This window comes from Nostoc sp. UIC 10607 (assembly GCF_047228265.1).
Classification (GTDB): domain Bacteria; phylum Cyanobacteriota; class Cyanobacteriia; order Cyanobacteriales; family Nostocaceae; genus Nostoc; species Nostoc foliaceum_A.
The window spans coordinates 78,934-104,438 of record NZ_JBIQNW010000007.1 but is presented as its reverse complement, the minus strand read 5'-3'; the positions used below and the strand labels follow the sequence as shown (position 1 = coordinate 104,438).

Below are 25,505 nucleotides of genomic sequence, written 5' to 3'. Positions count from 1 at the left end.
TTTTGGTGTTATTACTGCTGGGTTAAATATTTAAAACAAGCTGTTTTTCTTGCTCCAGTTCCTTCTTTATCCAAGCAAGTTGTTGTCCAATGGCTAGGTGCTGCATGGGTACTTTTGTCTCGTATCCCTTCGCCTGTAAAATGGGTGTTACCTCCTGTCTGTAAAGCTTGCCCGTCAAGAATACAAACTCTATTTCCAAAGATGCAACTTGTATGAGGTTTTCTGCTACTTGTTCCGCCCATAGTATACGTTCCTGATGAGATAAGGAATAGGGGGATTTATCGTAGGGCTTGATGATTGTTTCTGGGTTAAGAACTTGATGTAAAGGTGACAGGATATACCATCTTGATTCTTTTTCTTCTACGTAGCGACGGCAAGCTTGAAAGTGCTGCGAACAATATAAGTCTTTGGCGGCAGCAGAGTAGGGAAGCTGTTTGCCACATCCAGCAACCAGGTAAATTTTTTTCTTGGGAATGAATTTTCTGTAAATGCCGATCGCCAGATTGAGGTTGTGGGCGATTCTTCCCATAATATGCGTCCGTCCTTTGTTTGTTAGCCGAGGGTCAATCCTATGTCGGTGGAGAACCCTGCAAACATGACAGTTGCACTTTGGCGTGCAGTGGGCTGGCATCCGAATTAGTTTTTCCTCATGACTGACGAACATCCCACCGCCTAGTCCTTCTCGGATAAAAGTTGAACCATCAAAGGATAATCCCATCTGAGTAAAAGCTTTGGCATACTGGGGCGAACATAGTCCAAAAACGTGTAGATGAACATTTGGCTCGTGCGATACTCCTGCGGAGTCGCTGTGCGATGGCGAAACGCCCGCCTTGTCCTGTCGGACACGCTTCGCGAACGGCGATACTCGTTCCGAGTCACTTCGTGAACGCACAACCTCAGTGATTGTTTTGATAATGTGCAAGTTAGTTGAATACTCCCTCGCCTGGGGAACAAGGCCACCGATGCCAAGATGGCGGTATCCAAGTCCCAGAAGAAATTTAGCTACTTCGAGGCGTTCACTGAGAGACTGCCCGTGGATGACTGCTAGGGGGATTCTATTGGGAAGATAACTTTTAGCAAGTTGGATAAATGTTTTTGCTTGTTGAAGGTTATATTCTTGCCGTTCTCTAATATTTTCTCCTACAAGTAAATGGTCAGGACAAACAATAATATCACCGACTTTTGAACGTTCTCGATATCTATGAATAGACCAGTGGGCATCAACATATTTACCGTTGAGAGTAGGAATATCTTGGTCGCGGTAGTTAAACGATCCGCAGTCATGAATAATCAGACTATCTGGAACAATTTCTGCTTTTGTAGCGAGTGAGTATAGCCAACCCGCAGGCTGATATTCAAGCAACTGCCAAATCGGGATTTTTTCACCCTTGTTTCTGACAAAATCGCTCTTACCTAATACTGGATAGAAACCTAATTTCATAGTATTTAAACGAGCAAATTTTGAATTTTATTCGTTGAGTTAACCCTCTGCTTGGAGAGGGATAATTGGTCGATTACTGCTTGTATTTATTTGCAATACTTAGAAGATACTGCCGCCAACGATTAGAGATTTTAGTAGCAAGAGAGCTAATATCACTTGCTGCAATTTCTTCTGCTTCAGTTTCAAAAGCATCATCAAAGTGGATCTTGGCATGATACTCCATACCATCAAAGTAAATATTGAAGCTAGGATTAAGTTGAAAGTCTTGAATCATATTTTTATCCTTCCACGGGAAGATATAAACCCTTATTTTGTTCTGCTAGTCTATTTGTTTCATAATTATCAAGAATCATTTTCTTAAATTCTTCCCTTGTTGCTCGTAAGTCGCGGAATATTTTGTTAGTGGGATAGAAGAATACCGACTGTTGACGGCTGTAAAACCAAACTAGTTGATTGATACAATAGGTGTCATTGCTATCAAGCAGAACATAACTAATTTGTTGGTAAAAATTTTCTAAAGAGAAGGGACGCTTCTTGGCAGTTGTTCGTACATCAATAAGAGTATTTCCAGCGATTATCTGGCAATCAGCACCTCCAAGATATTCACTTAAAGGGTATGAAGCATTGCAGGTGATATTTCCACTCACTTGATTAGCTACAGTTTGCCAAGTACAAGGTAAAATACCGATAATTTGGGATGTATCTTGAATACTAGGAAGCCATTTTTTGAAATATTCTGGTTCAAGTTGAAGGGTTTTTTCTCCTTGTAGAAAAGGTTGAATAATTTCATGTATGTTACGGCTGCGTGCATAATTTTCTAACGCACCCAGCAGCATACACTTTAGAGCTTCTTCTTCAAGTGAATTGGAATTTGTAATGCAATAATCGAAAGCATATTCTATTTTGAGGGCTGTGGCTCCAACCTGAGCAAGACAATTAGTAAACCATGTTTTATTTTCATAGATGCTTCCTAGATACTTAGCTAGTGCTTTGGCGATCGCATTTCCTACTAATGGAAAATCTACACCATCAACTGGTTTAATAACTTCTTGATTTTCTAATAGTTGGTTATGGCTATTAATCATTTTCATAACTGTTTGGTTTAGTCTAGAGTCAAACCATCCCCTGATAGGTGAATTTCTATTTTTTAATTCGGATGTTAAGCTCACTTTCTGATTCTTCGCTTGAAATACTACATTGAGTATCTGCGTGAGCTTTACGTAGTAATTTTTACTTGAATTGTGTTATTTAAAACAACAAACTAATCATTAAAATAAATAAAAAACTTGTTGAGTTAAAATTTTGCAACTGATGTAAATTTGCGTAACTTCTAAAACCAAGTTTTTATATTGCCAATGTAACTTTTCAAACTTGGTGACGGGTAATTTATAGTTCAACTTCTCTTGACTTGGTTTTAGGTGCAGCAGCAGCGACAGTTTGCTTTTGAGGGGAGGGTATGTGTTCAGTAGGAGTATATTGCTGCCGAATTTCTTCTCCTCGCCATATTTGTAAGTCATTCATAATATCTTGAAGCGGGACAAAATCGACGACTGTTTCTCCTTGCTTTTGTGCCTCAGTTGCCTTGTAGGTCATAATCTTGAAGTACATCTCTCGCTGGTCGGCAATTGGTAACTTGCCGTTGTTCTCATTTATCCGTTGTAGAATTTCTTCATTGCCTTGATTCATTGCCCCTCCCCAGTCAGGGCCACCATGCTTGACCATATTTGCCCATTCCTCGGCGATGTAAGGGTGAACTGTGACAGGCAGATCGCCAACTGCTTGTATTACTCGTTTTTTGGGTGCATCTGCGGCTGTGGAAGTAGATTGTTCGTTACCAAAGATTTGTTCCAAGTTGAGTTTGCTGGCGTTTTGGGCAATAAACTTAATTTGGTTGATATCGTACTCAGAGATATTCATCTTGCTGACTTCTTTGGTAATGCCAGCTTCGGTTTTAGTTAGGTCAAACCGGACAAGTTCCTGAGTACCTTTCTCTTCAGTAGTTTTAAATAATTGCAAGCTGGCTCGATTTTTTTCGGGGTTGCGCGATCGCTTGATGGTAAATTCACCTACTGTAAGTTCTTCCTTATCAGCCTGGATGAGGACATTATTCAGGGTGTGCAACATCTCATTTTGTTTAAATACTTCCAGCGTTTTAATCGTGCCCGCAGGTGCAAGACTTCCCAAGCTGTTTGCTACATCACGGATATCGGCATTGTTGAGGTCAGGTAGCTTGCCATTGTCGCCTAAGTATTCTGCCACAATGAGAAACTCCTGACGTTCGACAGGTAACATCTCTGTAGGCTTTTTCGTGATTTTGGGTTCCTCTTTTTTGTTGAGTTTAAAATCCATTAAAGAGTTCTCCCACCCAAATAGTTCATCGCTGCGGCGATGAATGCTAACAGTGTCTCCCTGTTGGCGAATCACAAATGTATCGCTACGGTAAATACGTGACCCATCTTGTTCAAGAGTGCCGTATTTTTTTAACATTGCGATCGCAGTTTCAGCAATGTCTTTATTTTCCCCGTTGTAACGTTCTTCCCGCGCTTGTTTATTATTAATTTGATAAATAGGTACTTCAACCTGACGCGCCCACTGTTGCGCTGCTGGCTCTACATCTTGAGAATTAGCTACTTCTTGATAGGTAAATTCAGGTGCATATTTTTTTCGATTATTAGTTGCTTGCTCCTCTGGCTCTTGTGCAAAAAAATGATTGGGAGTTACATTTTTATTTATCTCCTCTTCAGCTTGATTTTGAGATTGATGGTTACTAGTAACTATCCGTCGAATTTGAATAGTTTCTTCGGACTGTGCGATTTCTTCTTGAAGATTATTAACCACATCATCTTCAAAACTGTTATCTACTTCTATTTCAACATATAAGTTGGTTTCTTGATTTATAGACGAACTTTTTTCACTGTTTTCATCTTGTAGTAACTGTTGTGAAGTATTTGATTCGACTGCTTGAATGTTAGTTTCAGATTGTTCGTTGAGTGTCTGCTCTACTGATTTAGGATAGTTTTTGACTACAGGAGACTGAGAATAATCTACATCTGGTGGGGAGTCAAAGTCGGGTGGATTACTAATATCGATATCATCTAGAAAACCAACCACAGCTTCCTCTTCTTCGTAATCCAAGTTAACTGGTGTGGTTACAATTTCAGAATTTAATTGTTGATTATCTTCGTTCAGTATTACTGGTAAATTGTCTAATGGTGGAGTTACTTCTGTAATATCTGGTTTTTTATCATCAAATAATAACTCTTTTATATCTTTATAATTATTAATAATGTCAGCAGATGGAGATAGTAGCTTAACTAGTGGTTCACTTGCCACATCTATTATTTCATCTGGAGTAAGTATTTCAGTGACCAGATTAGTTGTACATTTACCTTCGCTATTTTGTTCGTAGATAACGATTTGTTTTTCTGAATCATCTGACTCTAGATAAGCTGTAATTTTCAGAGTATTATCACTTGTTTGCTGATAATCACTATTGAAATTGGGTACATCCTCTACTAATCTTGCAGCAATTGTTTGTGCTTGATAGTCAGTAAAAGGTTCAGTTTCTATTGTGTATTGACCTTCTATCAATAAATCGGGCATTAACACAATATTAGTTTCTTGATTGCTTTTTATACTTTGGCTGGTTAAATCTACCTTTTCCCATTTATATGCACCAGGGGTAGATTCATCAGGTACAAGATTGTAAATATCTTTGCCAACTTCAACGGCAATTTTACTTGCTTCTTGGGATTCTTTGAGTTTTTCGAGAATTACTTTAGTTATCTTAGTAAGTGCATTAATTAGGCTTTTACTTAATTCTCGACTTGTTTGAATTGCAGTATCGGCTGTACCTAAATATGATTCATTAATTTGAGTGTGTCTGGAGTCAAACATATATTAAATGTGGTGAATATAATCTATAAATTCAAACAGTATGACTGTGCTTTATAAAAACCAGTTGGTCATCAAACTTAAAGTTTTTAGAAAAAGCTCTTGTACGCATCAACAGGCAAAGGTGCATTGCCCGCTTGTACGGGTGCTTGTGGGATAGGGAACTTCCGATCTACTTCCTTGACTCGTAAATCTAAATCTTCCTGTGTGGGTTTTTTCTGGGTACTTTTCCTAGCAAGCTCTTTGATGAGTTTATCCCAGTTAGTGTCATTTTCTTGCTCTAATCTAATGATATATTTGGGGATTTTGATATTTTTTAATAGTGGTACTGAACCCTCATTTTTATTACTATAAGCAGGGTTGATAAATAGACATTTACCAGGTGGTAATTTGAGGAATTGGGCTGGCTCGAATAGCTTGCGAGTCCGTTCTTGTTCGCTGATAGATGTGCTGGATTTACCCCCTCCCGTTGAGCGAGATTTTTGTTTATATTTAATTTCCTCTTCACCTAAATATGCAGAAAATAATCGTGCTGATTCTTCCTCACCAGGATTAAAAACAAATTTTGTACCGCACGCACCAAGGATAGCTTTAGAGATTTCTTTACCATAAATCTTTTCAAGCTGACCCATATTTTGCCAACCCAGGATACCGCAGAATCCTTCGGAACGAGATTCGTTAAGCCATCTAAATAAATCTGGAAGAAAGATACTTGGCAACTCGTCAAGACACACTACTAATGGGCCGTCTTCCTTACGTTTTTTGGCAATACTGCGGGAAACTACCATGTGAAGAATACTGGTCATCAGGGGGCTGACAGCATCGCGGCGTTCGCGGTCTAACCCGAAGATAATCATCTGTTTGCGTTTTACCTCCAGGGGCAAGGTTGTTTTACCGACAAAGCATCCTAATGTACCCCTTGCCATGAACCGGGTGAACATCAATGAAGCACTACCAGCAATACCCGCTACAGTTTTCTCTGAGCCAGCCGAGCTAAATAATTGACCAAAAGCTATCCTAATCCAAGGGTTTAGTTCGGCTGCCATCAAGCGTTCGACCATCTTCTCGCTGGAAAGTATTGCCGCAGCCGTCATAATATCAGCGCGATGGCTATGCCCGCCGGAGGCATCGCCAAACTCTTTAGTTAGCATTAAAATAGCCTGCGTCAACTGGTCGCCGGCGGGGCCAAAGAAGGCATCCTCAGACGCATTACCTAACAGGCGGAAGTTTTTGTTAATTACCGTAGCTAACTGCCGTGCGGTTTCAGCATCGCTACTGTCGCGCAAGAAATCGATTGGGTTACATACCTCTGATTCGGGAAATCCCGGTGCAAAGATATGTACGTCATACCCCTTGGATTTGGCATAACTGGCGATTTTGGCTTGACTGGCATACTTAAAATCGTATAGTACTATACCAAAACCTTGGTGAATTGCTGAGTAAATCATCGGGTTGATAGCCGAGAATGATTTACCGCTACCAGGTGCGCCAATTACAGCAGTTCCGCGTTGGACATCGGGTACGTAAACTGGTACTCCCCCACTCCCCTGGGGTAATTTTTGACCCTTGTATTTGTGTACTCCAATATATAAACTGGCACTATCACATTTAGGAGCGACGATTTGCTTGAGGGCTTTTTTCTTAGCTTGGGCGGTTTCCTTTGCTCCACCCCAATAGCTAGTAGCAAGCTTACCTTTTTTACCATTACCAAAAAGCTGTAAAAGTAACATTAAGCCAATTCCCCCTGCAAGTAGCAAACCTTGAGGTGACATGAACTTATCTGTATACTTACTAAAGTCAGCATTGCTATTTTTATGAGCAGCCTTTACTTCTCTAACTGTCTTAGTTTTAGCAGTTGCAAACAGATAATTATTCATATTAATCTGTGTTAATTGCATGAGGAAATCGAAGAAATATGCGGTGAAGTGAAGTTGCATATTTCTTCATTTGTTATCTGGTGTGTCCTCTCCAAGTCAAAAGTTAAAGAGGATAAATTCTTCTATGATTGCCTTTTTACTTGTTAATTTTTAGGTACGGTGAGGGGTGTACCAAGGATAATTGGATCTATCTCGCGGTAGGTGAAGAAGGGAACTGGGCCAATGAAGTAGGGCGAGCAACCCAAGTCAACCCACCCCCGCTTGCAGATACGGAAGAACATTGCGGTGGTGATACTGCCGTCCGCTTCGTTAATGTCCCAGATGACTTGTTTAAATGATTTCCCAAAGGGGTGGCGACCTGTGGGTTCTTTTCCACCGTTGAGGCTGCCCAAGATGCCAAATCCGCCTTTAACTTTTTGGTCTTTACCGGACATCCATTGTGCGCCAGTTACAATATCGCTACCCGAAACTTCGATGTGACCACAGGTTTTCTCGCACGGAACATTAAACCCAGCTTGATAGCTACCGCTTATTGACTTCCAGCGTCCGCTTTCAAGGGAACCGAGGGGTAAGTCTACTTTGCCGATAAAGCTAACATCAGGGATGGGAACACTGGGGAACCGATCGAACGGTACATCAGCTAATCCCGGAACCTTACCAATTGTTGTGTTTTGCCAGTTAGTAAAGTCTTTTAGCTGTGCATCCTCAATACCAGGGATGCTGGTGAGTTTATATTTATCAAGTTTGACATACTCACCAAGTTCCACTTCTCCCAGTTGGGGATAATTGTCCAGCACCTCACCAACAGTTTGGTAGCTTGCGGTGCTGCCTGTAACTTTGGTTACTAGTTCTTGAATTGGTGGGATGGCTCCGACTTCTGAATCTTCTAAATTAGGAATTGCTTCAGCCAGGTCTTCGAGTGTTTGCCAATCGAGTGTTTCAAAATCTGACAGTTTGAGATTTTTGAGTTGAACGCCCGTGATTTCGGCAATATCTTCAAGCGTGAAATCTTCAATATTGAACTCAGTTGCTTCAAAATCACCCAGTTCCATGACTTCAGCAAGGCTTTGCCCAGCACTCCAGGTGCGTGTTTCCTTCATACCAGGGTTTTTGATATTAGGGAATTCGACACTGCCAGCACCGCCAAATTTCATGTTTCTAAACGTGATACTGCTCCAATCGGGAGTAGGTGCGCCATTGACGTATTTAGTTGCAACGGGCTGTGGCTGTTTGGTTTGTTTAGTCTTATCTATCGAAGTGTTCAAATTTGAATACTTCGATGAAACTGTTTGAGCTACCGCTTTATCACCGAATAGGAGACTGCCGATATTATAGCTACCTCCATATCGGATTAATCCGTGTAGGGCAAGCCCAGCAATAAGTCCTGCAACCATCAGGTAGCGTAATTTATTAAATTTTTCCATCCGATACTCAAGCCCTCGGTTGGTTTTGTTGTGAGTAGTTTCCTGACTTGCAGTTCTCACTGGTACAATCGCAGTGACCTCTGCTGTAGTATCTAAAATTTGGTTGTTAGAGGTGAGATTTTCGGTATACATCACTGTTATCTAAAACTTGATTTACCTAGATTTGTTGTTGTGAGAGGGTTAGTGCGCTGTGGAGGTATTTCTAACAAGCGCTTTCCACCCAACAGCATGAGTTTTTCAACCAATTGCATTGATACTCCGGCGGTGCTGGCGGCGACGACAAGTTCCTCTCCTTGCGATCGCAACTCAACAAGTTGGTTCAGACGCTTCCAGAGCTTGCTGTCTGTCATAACCCACTGGTTTTTTAGAGCAACTTGCATTCCTCTGGCGATATGTCTGCTATCAGATAATGCGGTGTAATTGACCTTTGGTTTTACTTCTTCAGGTTTACTGGGAGTATCGCCAATAATTTCAATTTGGCTGTACTCTGGTGTGCCACTGCCCGCTACAATCCGGAAGTGATAGCTTTTCCTTGTTGAGCCAGATTCGGTAATCACCGTCATGTGCGCCCCGTAAGAAGCTGGTGGTAAACCGGGGATTTTGACTGTCTCGATGCGGCGAATGTGAATTAGTCCAGCGCCTGTACTGTTTCCAGAACACTTACCCAAGCCCTCAAGACATCCGTCTACATCAAAAACAAACCTAGATGGGTCATCCAGCCAGATTTTCTTGATAATTTCTCTGGTGTTGTAGAACGATATTGATACCCCATGTCCGGGCCAGACCTTAACTGTCTGCAATTGAGCATTTTCCCCTGATACCTGGGACGCTGCAACTTGACGGATAGTATTTGCTAGTACAAGTTGGTTTGGTGCAAGCACTGAGGCGATAGTGAGACATCCACTAAAGGCGATCGCCCAAGGCATCCTTAAACTAAAATCGGCTATATCTCTTAGTTTCACAGCTTGATTGACCTATCGACTTTGATTGTGATTTTGGTGTCTTTAGGCACATACCAAACATTGGGGCGGCGGTTGATTTCGTCAGTAGCACGTTCTGTCCGCTTGCTGATTGTTTCGCCAAGTTTGCCAAAAGCACCTTCAAGGAAAGCAGCTCCTAAGTTGCGTTTATTATTGCGGCTGCGGGTTCTTGTCCCACCTAAAGGCAAATCTTCTGTGACTTCTTCATCCGGCTGGTTAATAATTTCCCCTACCTTGGCAAGACCAGCTATTGTCCCTAATGTGGCATCATATTTGGCAATTTCAGATCCCTTGTCGTCGTAAGGTCTGGCGATTAGGGGCGAACCCGCCTCTCCCAAAACTGATATCGTTCCAGGTGATAGAGGATATTCGGTGCCGTCTTTGAGGATGGCCGCGACTTCGGCACGCACACCTGATGTGCTATCAACCGAAATCATAGCGATAGTTACCTGTGTTCCTGCGGGAATGGCTATTTCACCAGTATTGCTATAAAGCGGCTCGTCCAACCGGGCGACAAACCGTAATGTATTTGTCTGTTCTTGGGAACGAGCGTTATTACTGGTTTGGGGCATAACGAGCGGAGTTACCAGGGTTGCACTTGCAAACGAACCGACAACTAAATACTGCGGTTGTGTTTCTTGGAGTATCTGCGCTTCTTCTGGCAGGTAGTTATTTGCAACTTGCTCAACTTGCAGAGTGGAGTTGTTTTCTTTATTACTAGCAAAACTGGATTCTACGGACTTTTCTTTGTCAAGTTCTGAGCTGGTTTGTGGCTCTTTCACCGAGAAGCTATAAATAACTGGCACGGCTTGATTATTATCTTTGTCATCAGTATTGCTATGCTCAGGAGTACTATCATTTGTGGTTACAGGTTGCCAACGCGGGCGCAGTTCTTCAACTTGATTAGGGGTATTGGTAACTGTTTCGGTATTCTCGCTGCGTCGGCTACGGCGACGACGGGAGCGATCGCTATTTTGTTCTGCTGGGCGTAATGTTTCTTCAGTTTTAGCTGTAACTTCTTGTACTGTTGTGTTTGTAGGTTCACTGACAGTGGTACTGGCTAGCATATACTCAACTCTACCAACCGAACCCAGGTTACGCAGGCGTTCGAGTTCAGCTATTGGGTCTTTGGCGACACTCTGGTTGCTAGCAACTGTTTGTTTGGCAAATTTTGGCAGAGGAGCGCTAGGACGCAGAGGTGGTATTGGCTGTGAGGCCACTACTCTACGTGTTGGTCTAACAGGTTCGGGTGTTTCTTCCCGGTATACACGTCTTCTGGAAGTAGGGGGAGTTTCTTGAGCAACTACCCTTCGTTGTCGCATAGAACGGGTTTTCTCTTGGTTTTTGGCTTGTTCTTCTTCAGTAGCTTCTTTTTTCTCCTCTTTGTCTCCCGTGTTAGCTTTACCATTTAGGGCATCAAGTTCTTCCTGTTGCTTGGCGAGAGCAAGCTTGGCATAAACATCGCCTTCTTTTTTCTCAGATGCGGCAACCGTGGGAGTTGGGGTAGGGGTTAATTCTGGTTTTTTGGCGTTTTTACCACTCCCATTCATCATGCCGTTGAGGACAACAAATATAACTAGAAACCCAGCACCGAATGCACCACCAATAATTCCTAACCTTGACCAGGGAGATGTAACAAAGTCGTGTTTAGTTTGGATTAACGCGGGGTCTTCTACTTCAGTTTCATCTTCTTCAACCACCTCAAATTGTGAATTTTCAACTTCATTTTCTTCTGTACTATCGATTGGTAAAAGACTATCTACGGAAGATATATGCTTATTGGAAGCCTCATTATCTAGCTGTAACATAGTTTTCTTCTTGATTAATAATTTTTATTTCTTGCCGAGGTTATAATCAACGATTTGAATAATTTCTAAACCTGGTTCTCGTACTAAATAAATTTTCTTATCCAGTTCAGTTGGCTTGTTTGGTAATTTGGGAGTATCGACAGCTTCGACAGTAATTGTTTTGTTAAAGGCGATTCCTTTGCCTTGGTTTTCGTTCCTATTAAAGCTGACGAGTGTAGCGATATAATCAACTTCCCACTGTCCATCCTTAATTTTTCTGGGTTCAGAGATATGGCGGGTGACGAGTGAAACTTGAACTTCACCGTTAAATACACCATTTGGAACGATTTCTGCTAATTTCTTGAGAAAGTTTGCCCGGAAATCTTGATTTTCAGATAGTGCAAATGCAGCTTCCCAGGCTCTAGTAGGAATTTTTTTTCTACTATTTTTTGTTGTTTGAATATCTATTCCCCTATCAGGTTTAGTAACATTTTCACCATTCTCTGTTGCTTCGATTATTCCGTTCCAGCCGAACATTTTAATCATGCTATCTGAGATAAAGCGTTTGATAGTTTCGGCTTCGCGTTCGTTGGGAGCAGCAAATTTACCAGGTGAAATAGACCCATCTTGAAGTTGAACTATCGTCATGCCTTTGACATGATGATTTGTGCTAGCACTCATGCCAATATTTATTATTTGCAATAGGGTAGATAAGATAGTTCCTCCTGCTGTTACGGCGATCGCCATTGCAATAGGTGTGGAGGTAGATTGACCATAACTGAGAAGCCGAGCTGGTTGAGATTTAGATTTAGGTTTAAGCATAATTATTTGTTAATTACTTTTTAACTTTGATTTTGGAACTAACAAATTTAGTGGCATTGACAGCAACCGTAGCAGTTGTACTTGCTCCACCTGTAGCGATTCCTGCTGCAATTTCAGAGCCAAATGCTACTGTTTTACCTAATCCTGTCCAAACAGCTATTCCACCACCTGCGGCTAATGCAGATGCAAGGATAGGAGAAACTAACCCAACAAAAAGCAGAAATATCATCGGTTGATTTTGTTCGGAATTAGCGATAAGTTGTCCGCACAAACCAATAATCATGTTGAAGCAGAGTTTCGCCATTCCAACGGTGAAATAACCAGTTAGCCAAGCGAAAATAGGTTTTGCGCCAAAGGGGAGTAGTGAACCGCCTATTGCCAACGGGCCAAGTAGGGCAGTTAAAAGCATCGTGAATTCGATACCCCATTGGTAAGCGTTATTGAGGGCGAGGAGGATAACTGCGACAAATCCAGTAATCATCGAACCGATTGTACTGGTGATAGTATTACCAATCTTTTCGGCGATTTGACCAGGGGAAAGGTTTTCGAGCGCGTCTTTGGCATCAGATAAAGCCTGAAGTGGGTTAAATTCCCAACTACCGCTATCGGGGGCTTCTCCTTTAAATAGATCGGGCGCAGAGGTTTTAAGTTCTGCTTCTGCTTGTTGCAAGCAGGTGATTGAATCTTGCGTGTTACCAGGGATGGAGCGGCATCTTTCCATTGCCGCCCCTACTTGCTGCTGGAGGGCAATATTGCCGACTGCGCGGTTGAATGCTACTTCTAGGTTGGCTCCGGCAGCAGTAAATTCCAGGATGTCATTATTAACAGTATTAATGTATCCCCGGATGGCGAGTGTTCCACTTCTGAGTAAAGTGCCATTGTTAGCTAGTAGTCCGATAACCAGAATGGGCCATATCAAACTGGAGAGGGCTTTCATATCTTCTTGATTTATCCAGTTTTTGCCTAACTCAACCATAAAAAGGGTGAGTGTAGCGATCGCAAAAAACTGACCAACTTTGCACATCGAGCCGTACAAGTTACCGTTGAGGGTTTCCTGCCAAAGTTCATTGAAACCTTCTGCTACTAGTTGCGCTCCAGCTGACGCATTTTCTAAAATGTCTTGCCCGAAGAATGGGTCGGTTGCAATTACAAGATGTTCTAACATGGTCTGTATTATGTACCTGATAGAGAGTTGGTCATCTCAATTGCAGAGATGACCGACTAATTAGGGTGAATTATTCACCTGCGGTAGTTTTGAGACTGCTAAACCCACTGATTTCGATATACTGGGCGCTGATACCGTCCATCATCAGGTTTTGACGGCGGCGATCGCTTGCCCCCTGTTCGGCAAGTTGAGATAGCATTAAGTTAGTTTGCTGGGCATCGTGCCGTGTTTGCAGTCCGTCAATGCGAGATTGACCTAACATTGAGACAATTTGCGAGTTTTGGGCGGCAATGACCTTGAGGATGTTTTGTGAAGCATCCATTGGTTGTGCAGATTCTGCGAGTTCTTTGGCCTCAGCTACAGTTTGTTCAGTTGCTTCTATCTCATTTTTGGTACGTTCCTGACCGACTTCCCCTAAGACGCTGGCGATTGTGGCGCGGGTGGTTTCTCTCTCCAGTTCGTTAGCTGCACTGACCGCAGCTTCAACTGTGTTGCTTTCATTCCAGTTACCCTTGTTCTTGAGTTGCTCTTTGAGCTTTTCGGCTGAGTTTACTGGATCTGGCATATCCATACTGCCAGTCTGAATAGCAGTTTTAGCTTCACCTTTCATCCCACCCCATTTATTAGTTACTGAGGTGAGTTCCTTTTTGGTTTCCTCAAAATAGTTATTGAATTTCCCTAAAACTTTGAAGAAATCGTCAATTGAAAAGGCATAACTGGGTGCTGTACCGAGTAAAGTAACCAGACCGATTATTGACCCAATTATTACTCCTTTCTTAGTAAACTTGAATTTTGGTTTCATACTTTTCGTGGATAAAATAATCAATGTGGCAATTAAAGTTAAGCCACTTGTTTATGAGTTATTGATTCTTCTTGTTATAAATCCAGATTATTCTTAGCTTTTCTTCTATAATTTATGCTGACTTGAATTGCTGATTGTTATTGTTATCCAGTAATTGTTGTGCTTCTTGGCTTAACTCATCTCCCCGAAGCATCTGTATGTAGCTTTCTGAAAATTTCACCATACCCAGCATTGGATTATCGGCATATTTATTGAGAAATAGAGTGCGTAATTCTTGCTCGTTCGGGTTATTTGCGACTGCTGCAAGTAAGCAATAAGCAGGATAATACCTACAGAAAGTAAGTTTGCCATTATCGTCAAGTAACCACTGTGAATAAATACTTTCGCGTTTTGGGAAGAATGCTTCGGTACTATTACGCGAAATAATTTCATAAGGATATTTAAACCTGCTCACAAATAGGTCAACTGCCGATGTTTGAATCCGACCGATAAGGCGGGTTGTGATGTTAGCAAATATCTTGGAAGCAGACTTACTTTGGAAAATACTTTCTGGTTCTTGGGCAGATAAAATTACACGTATACCTGCTTTTGCCCCGTTAGCGCAGAGTCTACCAATTAGCTCTGCTATGCTCTCAAAATTGAATAAAATTGGTGCTTCATCTAAGAAAAATATTGATTCTTTAGATGATAAAGCTCTACGTAAGGCTGCGGAATAGGCACTAAGGGCAAGGACTGCGGCATCGGCTTCACTCCCAAGCGATCGCAGTGCGAATACAAGCAGTCGAGCATCAGTTCTAAAGCTAGATGGATTGGCGATTGATTGCCCAACTCGTGAATTTAGCCAAAACTTTAATCGCAATCTGATTTGGTCAAGGGCATCGAGAATTTCTTTACTATTATTGGTGATGGAATCGAGCTTGATAAATCCAGGCGAACAATAATTATAGAAATCTTTAAGTGTGGGAATATCTGCCCATTCAGGTGTCCCCAATCCATTTTCTAATGCTAGTTTGTACCGAAGTTTGATATCTTCATCGTTGTAAAAAGTTTCAATTGTGATTGTAATGATACTTTCAATATTTGATACCGTTGTCGGACTTACCCCTACAGGATTTGTCCCTAACACCATAATCATTAATGTGGATTTCAAGAATTCCTTGAAATCGGTCATTCTCTCTTTAATGACTTCAGGCTCATACCCCCTTAAATCAGGTAATTCAAATAGATTGTTTGATTCTTTACTAATATCGAAATAAGCTCCTTCCTCTCCCATAAATTTGGTGTAGTCAGTAAACGTGCTAGTACCATCGGGTTTAGGATAATCAAGCGCAATTACGGGAATGTTTTGAGCCAAGGCAGGTGTTAATAGACCTGCTACTAAAACGGATTTACCCGCACGGGTAGTACCAAAAATGGCAAGATTTTTGTGCTGCTTGTACAAGTCAAGATGTACTGGAGTTCCTCCCTCTTCAGCAATTAGCTCAAACCCCGATTTATCTCCTGTAGCTGTTCTGACTATCGGCATGAGTCCGGGAACTTCTGATGAGAAATAAGGAAGGCGACGGTTAAAGGGTCTTGTGAGTAGATTTTCCCAAACAATAGGTACACATTGTAACCATGTTTTCCAGGCATACTCGATTTCTCTCTCAACTACAGCAGGTCGCAAGAAGCAGCTAGAAAGGTATTGACAGGCTTCATCAAGTTTTTGACGACTGTGACGATGGACACAAAAAACAACAGCAGTATGAATTGGGAGACTACCTCTGAGAATAGTTTCTTGTGCTTTCACTGCCTCCTCGATGTTCATATTGGCTTTTACGTCAATTGACCCCTTTTCAGAAGACATGGCACTGGAGGTAATTGACTGTTTGGTAATTCGTTGCAGAGCAGTTTTGGCAAGTCCCTGGTTGGCTTTAGATAGCTGGCAGATAATCTCGGTGTCGGAGATTTTTTCTTTGGATATTACTTCCCAGAGGTATCGAAGCTGGGCGTATTCGTCTACCCAGCCTTGGGGCTTTTCGCTAAATTGCAGGACACCGATATACTTGTCTTGCAGTCTTACCCAGCTGCGATCAAGAAACGGGACAGATTTTTCGTTCTCCAGCATCAGGTGGCGAATGTGGAAATCGCTAGTTTGAACTTCTCGAAGTCCCTCTTCATCTAATATGAGGGGATTGGGAACTTTGGGTGCATCGCTACGGTTAAATTGACCCCAAAGAATTGACCATACTTCCTCACTTGTGACTGCTCGTACTGAAAGCCCCATCGAGTTTGTCAAAAGTTGTTCCCACCGTTGAAACCCAGAGGTAAAACTATCCCGTAAAATTGTTTCAATTCGTTCTTGCCGAACACCGTGAATTTGTCCAGTAAATTGGAACCAAGCATTTTGCAATTGTTTGATAGTTTTTTCAATTGCATCATTTGAGCGACTATCTTCAGAAGCCAGGACACTATAGGTACACCAGAAACGTAAAAACTTATTTTTACGAGTTCCTGCTTTAGTGAGTTCTCTTGCCCGCAGACGTTCCGATCGCACTAATAAAGTTAGTTGCTCTAGGTCGCATTTATCCTCTATCTTTTTTAGTTCTTGCTGTCGGAGAAAATCATCAGTGAACGAACCAAGATGAATTGTCAAGGTTTCGCGTTCGGGAAGTTCTTTGAGTCCGCCCTCAATATTTTCAAAAATCGGGAGAATCTGTTCTTCTGGTAAAGACGGGTGGACTCCTTGTACGTCGAAGCAGAACTTAATTTGAATATCTTCTTTTTTCTGGAGGATGAGTGCGCCGATATCTCTACGACCAGCAAGCGAGATACTTGCAATCCCGGCTAAATGAGTAATATCCTCGAACGGTGTCAGATTTTTGACAACACCTAATTGTTCGGTATCGAGGGATTTTTTACCAATTTTGTCCTTTGTTTTCGTGGAGGCGGTCGAACTCATAGCCTGTAGTTTCGTTCGGTGATATTTTTTACTTGAGCAACTTTATCTGCGTTTTTTCAGCTGGTGCTTTTTCTGGGATTGAGGTTGTAAAGGATTAACGAGAGAAACAAAAGGTTTATAACCACGGGTGATGCGCGGCGTGCTGACAAACTTACCCAAAAAAGCTTTGTTGGCACTTACCGTCCACCAAGTTGCCCATCCCCAAGCAGTTACCATTCCGGTTGCGAGCCAGGAAGCTTGCATAAAACCCTTGACTACCATGTAGGAGATGAGAGCGATCGCACTCCAGGGAACAATTTGGTCGGCAGGGAATGGCCCAAGGCGTGGCTGTTCTCCTAATACGCGGTTGACAGTACGAAATTCGCGTTCTCTGGCCATTATTACGAAAGACAAAAGTCGGTTTTTGAAATCTTGATGAGTGGCACTTGTGGAATTGTGCCACTCGTGGTGGCTTTTTTGACGAGTGACGTATCAGCCTGTTACCAGTCCTGCAAGCAAGTCTCCGACTACAACTGTGAGGGCAACGATAATTGGTGTACGGGCGATCGTTTGCCAATCTTCGTCGTTTCGGGCTGCTTGAACGACCCTAATAAGGCCAATACCCAGGTAAATTAGGAACAAACCGCGCAGTACCGCAAATACGTACCTAATAATATCTTCATTGACACCAGTAAAGTATTCTGTGAAGAAGTCCTCTGCGTTCTGCATGAACTGGGCGTTTGCAGGTGCAGTGGCAATGTCCAACATAAATACTACACCTACCAAGCAGAACAGAACAGTATAAATATTGATGCCATACTTGCGCTGCCATTTCTCAAAGTTAGAAAGTAGCAAGTTTGCTTCCTTGGGTAGTAACGCTACAATGCCAGTTCCAAACGCGAGTGATGCCATCACCATGTGGTGGAGTGAGATATCTGCAATCATTAAACCAGTACCAACTGCCATTAGTCCGGCGATGCTAGCGTTCTCTTTCCAGTTGCGCTTTTTGCGGCGGGTGGAAGCGGGGTATCCGTATTCTTCGTGGGAAGGAGCGCGATCTGCGCTTCGCAGCAGCGCTTCGCTATCGCTGCCAAAATCAGATTCGTAGTCTGTTCTCATAAAAAGATTATTTCAGAAATTAGTGGATGAAACTTTGTAGGGGTAATTAAGGCTGAATTACTGCTTTTTACCAAAGTTTTAATTGGAGTAAATATCTGCTCCAACTTCTCACTTGTGAAATTATTTTATGAGATTAATAACTGTAAAATCATCTAAAAATTTTCTATTTTTAGACACTATGTTTTTCAGTAAATCATTCAGTGAAAACTCAGGCAAATTTGCTTGACAAGTTCCAATAATTAAATCAGTGATTGATTTCATAATGTTTGACCCCCGATATAAGCTATATCGGGGGTCAAACATTGATATATGAGTTAGCGTAATTACGGTTGTTTACAGCTAGGTTGTTGTGATGGCTCAACTCTCCGTCAACTAATTCTGCGTTTTGTTTGGGTTGAAATTGAGTTGGAGTTTCTTACCTACTTTGAGATTGAGGGTTTTGGCACTGTTAGCAGGTAATTCAATAACCTGGTTAACAGGATAAATTGAATCATATTTAGGACAGGTTTTGGTTTTGCAAGGGGGAGCTGCTTCTACGATTGATTTGATAACTCCATCTTGGAGAAATATCATATCTAAAGGAATATACGTATCCTTCATCCAAAGTTTAACTTTTTCAGGTTTGTTAAGGACAAATAACATTCCGTGATTTTCAGGAATCGAATTACGAAATTTGAGTCCGTGGGCATATTCTTTTCTATCGTCTGCTAATTCGAGTTGAACTGTTTGATTGTTACTGGTAAAGGTTGCGCCAATAGGTAAATACTGAGGCTGGCGAGTCCAAAAGTATAGCGGTAGGGGTGAGAGGGCAGCAGTAAAACCAGCAATTGGCCCAACAAATTTGATAAATTTGATGAATTTGAAAAATAGGCTTTTTTCTGGATTTTGTGCTTGTTTAGTTTGAATGTTGGTTTGAGCAGTTTGTCTTGTGACTTCCATAGTTTTAGATAAATAAGGTAGTAAAGTGGTTAGAAATGGCAAGCATTATGAACAGTTGAAATGTTTTGGTTACATTTGCTTTCGTCCAAACATGATGAAACTTTGAATTGATTGATGAGGCGTGCTAGCTGAAAATATCAATGTTGCCAACAGCAAACTTGCTTTCGTCGAGGGGACTACTAGGTAAAGCTTGTTGGTCAGCTTTGTTACGCATCGACTCGACTCTATCGGCTTCACGGATAGCAAGCGGGTTAATCTGACGGCGTTCTTCTAGTAATGCCTCGATTGTTAGTTCAAGTGCTGGGAGTTGGCTTTCTGAGTAGGTATCTTCTGTTATGGTTTCGCAGAATATGCTACTAGCGGCGCGTTCTACAATTGTCTGGATTTCTGCACCTACACAGCGATTGGTGGCTTTAAGAATTCTGCGCCACTGTTCTTCACTCCAGGGGTCGCCGCCATTGCGAAAGCGTTCGTCAAACCGGGCAGCGTGCAGTTTGAAGATACTATATCTTTCCCCATTATTGGGCAGGTCTACTTTAAATAAATAGTCAAATCGTCCAGCACGGGTGAGTTCAGGTGGCAGCCATTCCATGCGGTTAACTGACGCGATGACCAGTACATCTGACGTGCGCTCTTGCATCCACGTCAAAAGCTGACCAGCCAGCCGTTTGGCGAGGTCATCATCCCCGGCGAAGCCTTTATCAAAGTCGTCGAAGTACAAAATTACTTGGTTGAGCCTATCTGCCAGTCGCAACAAGCGTTTGAGTTTCATTTCTGCTTGGTTGCCAAAACTTCTAAAGTTGCCCCAATCGACCATGATGAGGGGAATACCCATATTCTGGGAACAGGCTTTTGCTGAGTGTGATTTTCCCGTCCCCGGTGGTCCCACAAGCATAATCCCCTTGGGTACGCGCAGATTGTATTGTTTGGCACGCGGGGAAAGCAATCGCTTGAACTTTTTGAATGACTGCTGCATGAGTTCTAACCCACCAAGTTGGACTTTTGGTGGAGGTAAGAATTCGATGTCATACAAGCGGTTAAGCAGTTGAATTTTTTTTGCTATTAGAAGCTTTGCTATCTCACTGGAATTTCCTAAATCATGACTTTTTCTAATATCGGTTAGGCAAGAAATAATATCAGAAATATACAACCCAGCACTAGCGTTAGCAATTTCTAAATAGTCTTGTTCTGTATAAATTAAAGGAAATAAATTACTGCTAATTAAACTAGCAATTATTTCTTGTGTATCTGGTAATTCTTGACTCCAAAGGGGTATTTCTGCTGCTATTTCGCTTGCTATCTCGGCATTGGCTCCTAGTAATATGGTAGTCTTATCACTTTTGTTTGTATGAAATTTTAGATTAACTAGCGATGACTTAATCCATTCTGATACAAGAACAAATTCAGTATCTTTAGTTGCGCTTCCTTTTAACCAAGGAAAAATATTCTCAATGATTATTACTCCAGTGCCAGAATAAACCCTCCAAAAATTGAGTACTTGAAAATAGTCTTCTGTCTTTTGTTTGACGGAAGGTTTATAGTCCTCAAATTCTTGAAAAATAAGATTATTTTCGGTGCTGACGGCTAATTCTTTAATACTGTCCTCGCTTAAATTCCATATATAGACTTTTTTACCTACTTGCTGACAGGAAGTAGTAATACGAATGAGGAAGCGGTGACGTTCTTGGAGGGGGGATTCACAGGCAATGATTGGATAATTGTCTGCAAGCAGGTCTTCTAGATACTCAAAGCTAGACTTCATCTTAATTGCTTGTAGCGTAATCAGAAGCAATCTTATCTAGAAGAGATGCTGTACGATAACTGATAATTTTCTAATTTGTAAATCCAAAAAATTAGAAAAAAGTTGGTTTATTTTCAGTATTTTGTTGATTGTGTAATGGTGTTGTGAATTTAGATAATTCCCAAGAGTTCAGTTTTTTGATTTTCAGTTATGGCTAAAACACCGGAATATCCAATCGTTGTTATTCCAGAGTTAGTTAAAGACAAAAAACAGTTTACCCCTTTAGTTTTTCCGTCTGGGCAGGGAGATGCACCAATTGGGGCAAGTGAGGAACTGTTTGAAAATGTTCTCAAACATTATTTTGGTGAAATTGTTTCTCCCCAGCAGGTGATGTTTCCACCGGGGCATCGACTACCATTTACGGCTGATTTTCTGTTGATTGAACCAAATACTGGCTTGCACATAGACTTGGAGGTTGATGAGCCTATCTCATTTGCAACTGGCAAGCCCACTCACTGTATCGGCGATGATGACTATAGAAACAAGTGTTTTGTTGATGCAAACTGGCTGGTTATCCGCTTTGCAGAAGAGCAAGTCTCATCTCAGCCAGAACGCTGCGCTCGATTTATTGCTGGTGCGATCGCCCAACTGACAGATAATAATACTTATCGCCAGAAGCTACTTCATGTAGAGAAAGTTACTCCCATGCGTCAGTGGTCTGCACGTCAAGCTTCCAGATTAAAGAAAAGTGATTACCGCCAAGGCTATCTTGCCCAAAGAAAAAACTAAGGATGTAAAAAATATTCAACAGATAATTTGCTGAAAGCGATTAGCGTTAATCAGTTTTGAAATTTATTAGTGAGGGTTTTGTATTGAGATAGTTGGTGGGGCGATCGCAAAGATCATCGAGTTGAGTTGTTAAGCTAGCCAGCAAAAACAATTCAATGTCAGTTCAACTTGGTCGTTATACATCATGAGTCAACTTTTTGAATATGTTGGATTGCAACTACTAACGCGTCTATCATCACCTCATAACTAGCATCAGTAGAACGTTCTAATGTCATTAATCCAGCCTGTTCGATGGCGATAAAACCAGTAATTGCTGCGTTAACCATTCGCATTGCATCAATTAATTTTGTTTCGCTGAGATTGTAGGATTGCAGCACACGTTTGAGGAAGTGGAAGACTTCCTGAATCAGTGGGGCAGTTTCTGGATCTTGGAGATTGAGTTGAAATTGGGTCATAACTCGATAGCGGTTAGGGTAAGAGCGTGCAAAATCCCGCGTTGCACGTCCCCCTGCTCGTAGTAATGCTTGGGGATCTTCCAGTCCGTTGGTTTGTTGACGAGACCATTCAATATATTGCTGCCAAATGGTGAGTGCAACTGCCCGTCGCAAAGCTACATTGCCATCTAGATGCTTGTAAATCGCAGGAGGCTTAATACCCAATTCCCTTGCAACCCGATTCACACCTAAAGCAGCTTCCCCTTCTTGATCGAGACAGGCGATCGCAGCATTAATTACATCCTGCTGCGTCAAGGACTTTTCTTTGACTGGACGACCCATAAAAAATTTAGTTAATGCAATTAACTAAAAGTGAATATAATTAACTTTATCAAGAACTACCTGTCTACGCCTATGAGTAGCCTGACGTTTGCTCCTGCCCATCAGCTGGCGCGAATGATTCGCGAGCGCGAAGTTTCTGCCGTTGAAGTTCTCAATGCTTACTTGGCTCAAATCGCCAAACACAACTCGAAGTTGAATGCCATTTGCACGCTGGATGAGGAAAATGCTTATCTTAGGGCGAGGCTGGCTGATGAGGCTTTAGCTAAAGGCGAAAACTGGGGTGCTTTACATGGCGTTCCCATCACGATTAAAGACATTTTTGAAACCGCAGGGTTGTTGACCACCGCAGGCTACATTCCTCTCAAAGACTACGTACCTCAACAAGATGCCACCGTCGTTGCCAGACTTCGGACAGCAGGAGCAGTCATCCTGGGAAAAACAAACATGGCGGAACTGGCTGGCGATTACCAAAGTACGAATTCCCTCTTTCCACAAGTCAATAATCCTTGGAATCTTGACTACACTGCTGGCGGGAGTTCTGGGGGGAGTGCTGCGGCTGTGGCAGCAGGGCTATCGCCATTGGATTTAGGCAATGATATTGCGGGTTCAGTGCGTCAGCCTGCTCACTTCTGCGGCGTGTATGGTTTGAAGCCTACAGATCGCCGCATTTCTACAGCAGGACAAATTCCAGAAGTGCCTGGAATGCCAGTGTGTCTTCGGCAAATGATGACAGTGGGTTGTTTTGCGCGATCGCTCGAAGATATCCGGCTGTGCTTCTCATTAATTGCAGGTTCTGATATTCGCCGTCCTGATGTGCCGCCAATTCCGCTTGATAATCCTTCTGGTAAGTCTTTACAGAATCTCAAAATTGCTTGGCTCGATGAATGGGTAGAGGTTCCTGTTGCGTCTGAAATTCGAGTGGCGATGAGTGCGATCGCACACACCCTGACTCAAGCAGGTGTCCAAATTGAACGCTGGCTTCCTAAAAATTTTGACCTATCAAAAACACTGAACCTCTACGGGCGGATGGCTGCATACATCAACATTTACGCTCAACCCGTAGATCGATATAACTTGCGTCGCAGTTGGCAGCAGATTTTTCGCACCGCTACCCAAGGGGAAAAAGAACTCCGCAAATTGGGGGATTTTAGCCGCCTTCTACCAGACCTGTTGAACCCGCGTCTGAAAGGATATTTTGAGGTACTTACCGAGCGCGATCGCTTCACTGCCCAGATGGATGAGGCATTAGAACCGTGGGATGCGTGGCTCACTCCTGTTGCTGCCACCCCTGCCTTTACACATCGTCCCGCTTGGAGTGCTATTGAGATTGATGGCCGACCCTACCCTCATGCCGTGGCAAACGGAGCTTACACTATGCCATTTAATCTGAGTGGACATCCTGCGGTAGTGATGCCGATTGGACAGACTCAAAATGGTCTACCGATTGGAATGCAAGTTGTTGGCAAACGGTGGCGTGAGATGGAGTTATTAGCGATCGCTCAGGAACTTGATAAAGTAATTAATGCTTTCCGAAGCCCGTTTGAAATTATTTAACTAAAAAGCGCAATCACATCTACGCAACAAATGTACACTGCATTGACTGCTGAAACCTTGTCAATCAAGCTTTTGAGCAAGTAAGTTCAAAATTAAAAAAACATTTTTCAAGGGGCGACAATCATCTCGAACTCAGGACTAGAGAAATTTGACAGTCCGCAATTTCAAAATCTGCTCTGATTAAGAAATTGGCGCAGGTTTTGACCAAACATAAGGTTGGAAAGCCTTATCTAAAGGAGTTTTAGCAATGTGGTTAGTGTAGTTGTGGATAATTTTTACAGCAATTCCTAAAATGACTTCCAAAACCTGCTGCTTTGTGTAGCCTGCTGCTAGGAACTCTTCAATTTCTGGCTCACTCACCCAACCTCGCGCCTCAATCATCCGCTTAGTAAACAGCCGCAACGCTTGTAACTTCTGATCTGCTAAAGGCTGCCCGTGACGCAGAGCCTCAATGTCTTCGGGAGTCATCCCAATCATTTTTGCTAAACCTGAATGAGCTGCCATGCAGTAGCGACAGTCATGTTCGTAATTAGCAGTCAAATAGATGACCTGTTGTTCGATAGGCGTAAAACTGGTTGTTTCAAATAAATCCCACAATGCCATGCCTCCCTTCAATGTGGCGGGAGATTCCGCAAGAATCCCCTCTAGATTTGGAATCAAACCAAATGTCTCTTTGGCATGGAGCAGAGCTTTTTTCGAGGCTTCTTTTGCAGTTTCAATGGTATAAATCGTAAAATCCATTACTTTACTCCTCTTAATCACCTCCCAAGTAGACAACATTGTCTACTGAGAACAGGTGCTAGTATATCTCTATGGAGACAGAGTTGTCTACCTAAATTTATGACTACTGAATCAAGTGCTGCACGTCAACAAATTTTAGAAACTGCTTCTCTCCTGTTTTATCAGAAGGGAATTCAACACGTAGGAATAAATGAAGTCATTGCCGCGTCTGGTGTAGCAAAAAGAACCCTTTACCGATGGTTTTCTTCCAAAGACCAACTAATTGAAGAAGTGATGAAATATCGTGCTGCTCAATGGTTACGTTGGTTTGAAAATGCAGTTGCAGATCAAGGAAACACTCCTAAAGATCGTTTACTGGCAACCTTTGATGTTCTCCAGGGTTGGTACGCTCTGCCTGACTTTCGCGGTTGTCCATTTATCAATGCGGTCTTAGAAATTGCTGATGCTTCTCATCCAGCTCATCAAGTCTCAGTTCAGTTGAGAGAATCTATCCGCACTTACATCATGCAGCTAGCAGAGCAAGCAGGTGTGCGCGACCCGGAATCTTTTTCACAGCAGTATTTGCTTTTAATTGGGGGAGCTAGTTTAATGGCAACGATTGAGGGCAATCCCATTGGAGCGCAATATGCCAGAAATGCTTTGTCTGTATTGATTGATGCTAGTGGTACTTAGACACAAAATCTAGAAAAATACTCTCACACTCCATATTTTTCCTAAATCGCTCATACAAGTAG

The 25,505-nt window shown here is 42.2% G+C and carries 21 protein-coding genes; 3 read left to right on the top strand and 18 right to left on the bottom strand.

From position 1 onward, the window contains the following. Positions 1 to 22: 22 nt before the first annotated feature. From ACEYW6_RS09035 to ACEYW6_RS08960, 16 genes are all read right to left on the bottom strand, one after another. Positions 23 to 1,441: a DUF6884 domain-containing protein gene (locus ACEYW6_RS09035; protein WP_412979446.1), complete on the bottom strand. Its 1,419-nt coding sequence runs from the start codon at positions 1,439 to 1,441 to the stop codon at positions 23 to 25. Between the two features lie 73 nt (positions 1,442 to 1,514). After that, on the bottom strand, positions 1,515 to 1,715 hold the full coding sequence (locus ACEYW6_RS09030) for a hypothetical protein (protein WP_412979445.1): 201 nt from the start codon (positions 1,713 to 1,715) through the stop codon (positions 1,515 to 1,517). 4 nt (positions 1,716 to 1,719) lie between these two features. Continuing rightward, positions 1,720 to 2,526 (bottom strand): hypothetical protein, encoded by an 807-nt coding sequence (locus ACEYW6_RS09025; RefSeq protein ID WP_412979444.1) that lies wholly within the window; start codon positions 2,524 to 2,526, stop codon positions 1,720 to 1,722. A 301-nt stretch (positions 2,527 to 2,827) separates the two neighbouring features. Next, entirely contained in the window at positions 2,828 to 5,338 is a 2,511-nt protein-coding gene (locus tag ACEYW6_RS09020) for a hypothetical protein (RefSeq protein ID WP_412979443.1), read from the bottom strand. Between the two features lie 86 nt (positions 5,339 to 5,424). Continuing rightward, positions 5,425 to 7,212 (bottom strand): type IV secretory system conjugative DNA transfer family protein, encoded by a 1,788-nt coding sequence (locus tag ACEYW6_RS09015; RefSeq protein WP_412979442.1) that lies wholly within the window; start codon positions 7,210 to 7,212, stop codon positions 5,425 to 5,427. 143 nt (positions 7,213 to 7,355) lie between these two features. Beyond that, a complete protein-coding gene (locus ACEYW6_RS09010) occupies positions 7,356 to 8,768 on the bottom strand; it encodes a hypothetical protein (protein WP_412979441.1) in 1,413 nt (470 codons plus the stop codon). A gap of 5 nt (positions 8,769 to 8,773) precedes the next feature. After that, positions 8,774 to 9,598, bottom strand: coding sequence for a hypothetical protein (locus tag ACEYW6_RS09005; protein WP_412979440.1), 825 nt, complete (start codon positions 9,596 to 9,598; stop codon positions 8,774 to 8,776). Continuing rightward, positions 9,595 to 11,424, bottom strand: a complete 1,830-nt coding sequence (locus ACEYW6_RS09000; RefSeq protein WP_412979439.1) for a TrbI/VirB10 family protein — start codon at positions 11,422 to 11,424, stop codon at positions 9,595 to 9,597. The genes ACEYW6_RS09005 and ACEYW6_RS09000 overlap by 4 nt, the downstream gene beginning before the upstream one ends. Before the next feature lie 24 nt (positions 11,425 to 11,448). Beyond that, positions 11,449 to 12,225 carry a hypothetical protein gene (locus ACEYW6_RS08995; RefSeq protein ID WP_412979438.1) on the bottom strand — a complete coding sequence of 259 codons (777 nt, stop codon included), beginning with the start codon at positions 12,223 to 12,225 and terminating at the stop codon, positions 11,449 to 11,451. 13 nt (positions 12,226 to 12,238) lie between these two features. Then, a complete protein-coding gene (locus ACEYW6_RS08990) occupies positions 12,239 to 13,390 on the bottom strand; it encodes a hypothetical protein (protein ID WP_011316863.1) in 1,152 nt (383 codons plus the stop codon). A gap of 70 nt (positions 13,391 to 13,460) precedes the next feature. Continuing rightward, on the bottom strand, positions 13,461 to 14,192 hold the full coding sequence (locus ACEYW6_RS08985) for a hypothetical protein (RefSeq protein WP_412979437.1): 732 nt from the start codon (positions 14,190 to 14,192) through the stop codon (positions 13,461 to 13,463). Between the two features lie 112 nt (positions 14,193 to 14,304). Next, positions 14,305 to 17,133: a hypothetical protein gene (locus ACEYW6_RS08980; protein ID WP_412979436.1), complete on the bottom strand. Its 2,829-nt coding sequence runs from the start codon at positions 17,131 to 17,133 to the stop codon at positions 14,305 to 14,307. A 42-nt stretch (positions 17,134 to 17,175) separates the two neighbouring features. Next, positions 17,176 to 17,511: a hypothetical protein gene (locus ACEYW6_RS08975; RefSeq protein WP_412979435.1), complete on the bottom strand. Its 336-nt coding sequence runs from the start codon at positions 17,509 to 17,511 to the stop codon at positions 17,176 to 17,178. A 93-nt stretch (positions 17,512 to 17,604) separates the two neighbouring features. After that, positions 17,605 to 18,231 (bottom strand): hypothetical protein, encoded by a 627-nt coding sequence (locus tag ACEYW6_RS08970; protein ID WP_412979434.1) that lies wholly within the window; start codon positions 18,229 to 18,231, stop codon positions 17,605 to 17,607. A gap of 372 nt (positions 18,232 to 18,603) precedes the next feature. Next, a complete protein-coding gene (locus ACEYW6_RS08965) occupies positions 18,604 to 19,170 on the bottom strand; it encodes a DUF192 domain-containing protein (protein WP_412979433.1) in 567 nt (188 codons plus the stop codon). A gap of 124 nt (positions 19,171 to 19,294) precedes the next feature. Beyond that, entirely contained in the window at positions 19,295 to 20,932 is a 1,638-nt protein-coding gene (locus ACEYW6_RS08960; RefSeq protein ID WP_412979432.1) for an ATP-binding protein, read from the bottom strand. A 189-nt stretch (positions 20,933 to 21,121) separates the two neighbouring features. On the opposite strand from ACEYW6_RS08960, the gene ACEYW6_RS08955 reads away from it, so the two are divergent. Continuing rightward, the gene (locus tag ACEYW6_RS08955; RefSeq protein ID WP_412979431.1) at positions 21,122 to 21,700 is read left to right on the top strand and encodes a hypothetical protein; all 579 of its coding nucleotides are present in this window, start codon (positions 21,122 to 21,124) and stop codon (positions 21,698 to 21,700) included. 182 nt (positions 21,701 to 21,882) lie between these two features. Here ACEYW6_RS08955 and ACEYW6_RS08950 read toward each other — a convergent pair whose 3' ends face one another. Continuing rightward, the gene (locus ACEYW6_RS08950) at positions 21,883 to 22,476 is read right to left on the bottom strand and encodes a TetR/AcrR family transcriptional regulator (protein WP_412979430.1); all 594 of its coding nucleotides are present in this window, start codon (positions 22,474 to 22,476) and stop codon (positions 21,883 to 21,885) included. 72 nt (positions 22,477 to 22,548) lie between these two features. Here ACEYW6_RS08950 and ACEYW6_RS08945 point away from each other — a divergent pair, with 72 nt between their 5' ends. Next, entirely contained in the window at positions 22,549 to 24,030 is a 1,482-nt protein-coding gene (locus ACEYW6_RS08945) for an amidase (protein WP_412979429.1), read from the top strand. A 180-nt stretch (positions 24,031 to 24,210) separates the two neighbouring features. Here the strand turns inward: ACEYW6_RS08945 and ACEYW6_RS08940 are convergent, their stop codons facing one another. After that, positions 24,211 to 24,771, bottom strand: a complete 561-nt coding sequence (locus ACEYW6_RS08940; protein WP_412979428.1) for a carboxymuconolactone decarboxylase family protein — start codon at positions 24,769 to 24,771, stop codon at positions 24,211 to 24,213. Positions 24,772 to 24,870: 99 nt separating this feature from the next. Between ACEYW6_RS08940 and ACEYW6_RS08935 the strand changes: the two genes are divergently transcribed. Continuing rightward, positions 24,871 to 25,443, top strand: a complete 573-nt coding sequence (locus tag ACEYW6_RS08935) for a TetR/AcrR family transcriptional regulator (protein ID WP_412979427.1) — start codon at positions 24,871 to 24,873, stop codon at positions 25,441 to 25,443. The last annotated feature ends 62 nt before the right edge of the window (positions 25,444 to 25,505 follow it).

Excerpts from the sequence above, each read along its gene's own strand:
- ACEYW6_RS09035 (WP_412979446.1), bottom strand. The coding sequence starts at position 1,441 with ATGAAATTAGGTTTCTATCCAGTATTAGGTAAGAGCGATTTTGTCAGA.
- ACEYW6_RS09030 (WP_412979445.1), bottom strand. The coding sequence starts at position 1,715 with ATGATTCAAGACTTTCAACTTAATCCTAGCTTCAATATTTACTTTGAT.
- ACEYW6_RS09025 (WP_412979444.1), bottom strand. The coding sequence starts at position 2,526 with ATGATTAATAGCCATAACCAACTATTAGAAAATCAAGAAGTTATTAAA.
- ACEYW6_RS09020 (WP_412979443.1), bottom strand. The coding sequence starts at position 5,338 with ATGTTTGACTCCAGACACACTCAAATTAATGAATCATATTTAGGTACA.
- ACEYW6_RS09015 (WP_412979442.1), bottom strand. The coding sequence starts at position 7,212 with ATGAATAATTATCTGTTTGCAACTGCTAAAACTAAGACAGTTAGAGAA.
- ACEYW6_RS09010 (WP_412979441.1), bottom strand. The coding sequence starts at position 8,768 with ATGTATACCGAAAATCTCACCTCTAACAACCAAATTTTAGATACTACA.
- ACEYW6_RS09000 (WP_412979439.1), bottom strand. The coding sequence starts at position 11,424 with ATGTTACAGCTAGATAATGAGGCTTCCAATAAGCATATATCTTCCGTA.
- ACEYW6_RS08995 (WP_412979438.1), bottom strand. The coding sequence starts at position 12,225 with ATGCTTAAACCTAAATCTAAATCTCAACCAGCTCGGCTTCTCAGTTAT.
- ACEYW6_RS08990 (WP_011316863.1), bottom strand. The coding sequence starts at position 13,390 with ATGTTAGAACATCTTGTAATTGCAACCGACCCATTCTTCGGGCAAGAC.
- ACEYW6_RS08985 (WP_412979437.1), bottom strand. The coding sequence starts at position 14,192 with ATGAAACCAAAATTCAAGTTTACTAAGAAAGGAGTAATAATTGGGTCA.
- ACEYW6_RS08980 (WP_412979436.1), bottom strand. The coding sequence starts at position 17,133 with ATGAGTTCGACCGCCTCCACGAAAACAAAGGACAAAATTGGTAAAAAA.
- ACEYW6_RS08975 (WP_412979435.1), bottom strand. The coding sequence starts at position 17,511 with ATGGCCAGAGAACGCGAATTTCGTACTGTCAACCGCGTATTAGGAGAA.
- ACEYW6_RS08970 (WP_412979434.1), bottom strand. The coding sequence starts at position 18,231 with ATGAGAACAGACTACGAATCTGATTTTGGCAGCGATAGCGAAGCGCTG.
- ACEYW6_RS08965 (WP_412979433.1), bottom strand. The coding sequence starts at position 19,170 with ATGGAAGTCACAAGACAAACTGCTCAAACCAACATTCAAACTAAACAA.
- ACEYW6_RS08960 (WP_412979432.1), bottom strand. The coding sequence starts at position 20,932 with ATGAAGTCTAGCTTTGAGTATCTAGAAGACCTGCTTGCAGACAATTAT.
- ACEYW6_RS08955 (WP_412979431.1), top strand. The coding sequence starts at position 21,122 with ATGGCTAAAACACCGGAATATCCAATCGTTGTTATTCCAGAGTTAGTT.
- ACEYW6_RS08950 (WP_412979430.1), bottom strand. The coding sequence starts at position 22,476 with ATGGGTCGTCCAGTCAAAGAAAAGTCCTTGACGCAGCAGGATGTAATT.
- ACEYW6_RS08945 (WP_412979429.1), top strand. The coding sequence starts at position 22,549 with ATGAGTAGCCTGACGTTTGCTCCTGCCCATCAGCTGGCGCGAATGATT.
- ACEYW6_RS08940 (WP_412979428.1), bottom strand. The coding sequence starts at position 24,771 with ATGGATTTTACGATTTATACCATTGAAACTGCAAAAGAAGCCTCGAAA.
- ACEYW6_RS08935 (WP_412979427.1), top strand. The coding sequence starts at position 24,871 with ATGACTACTGAATCAAGTGCTGCACGTCAACAAATTTTAGAAACTGCT.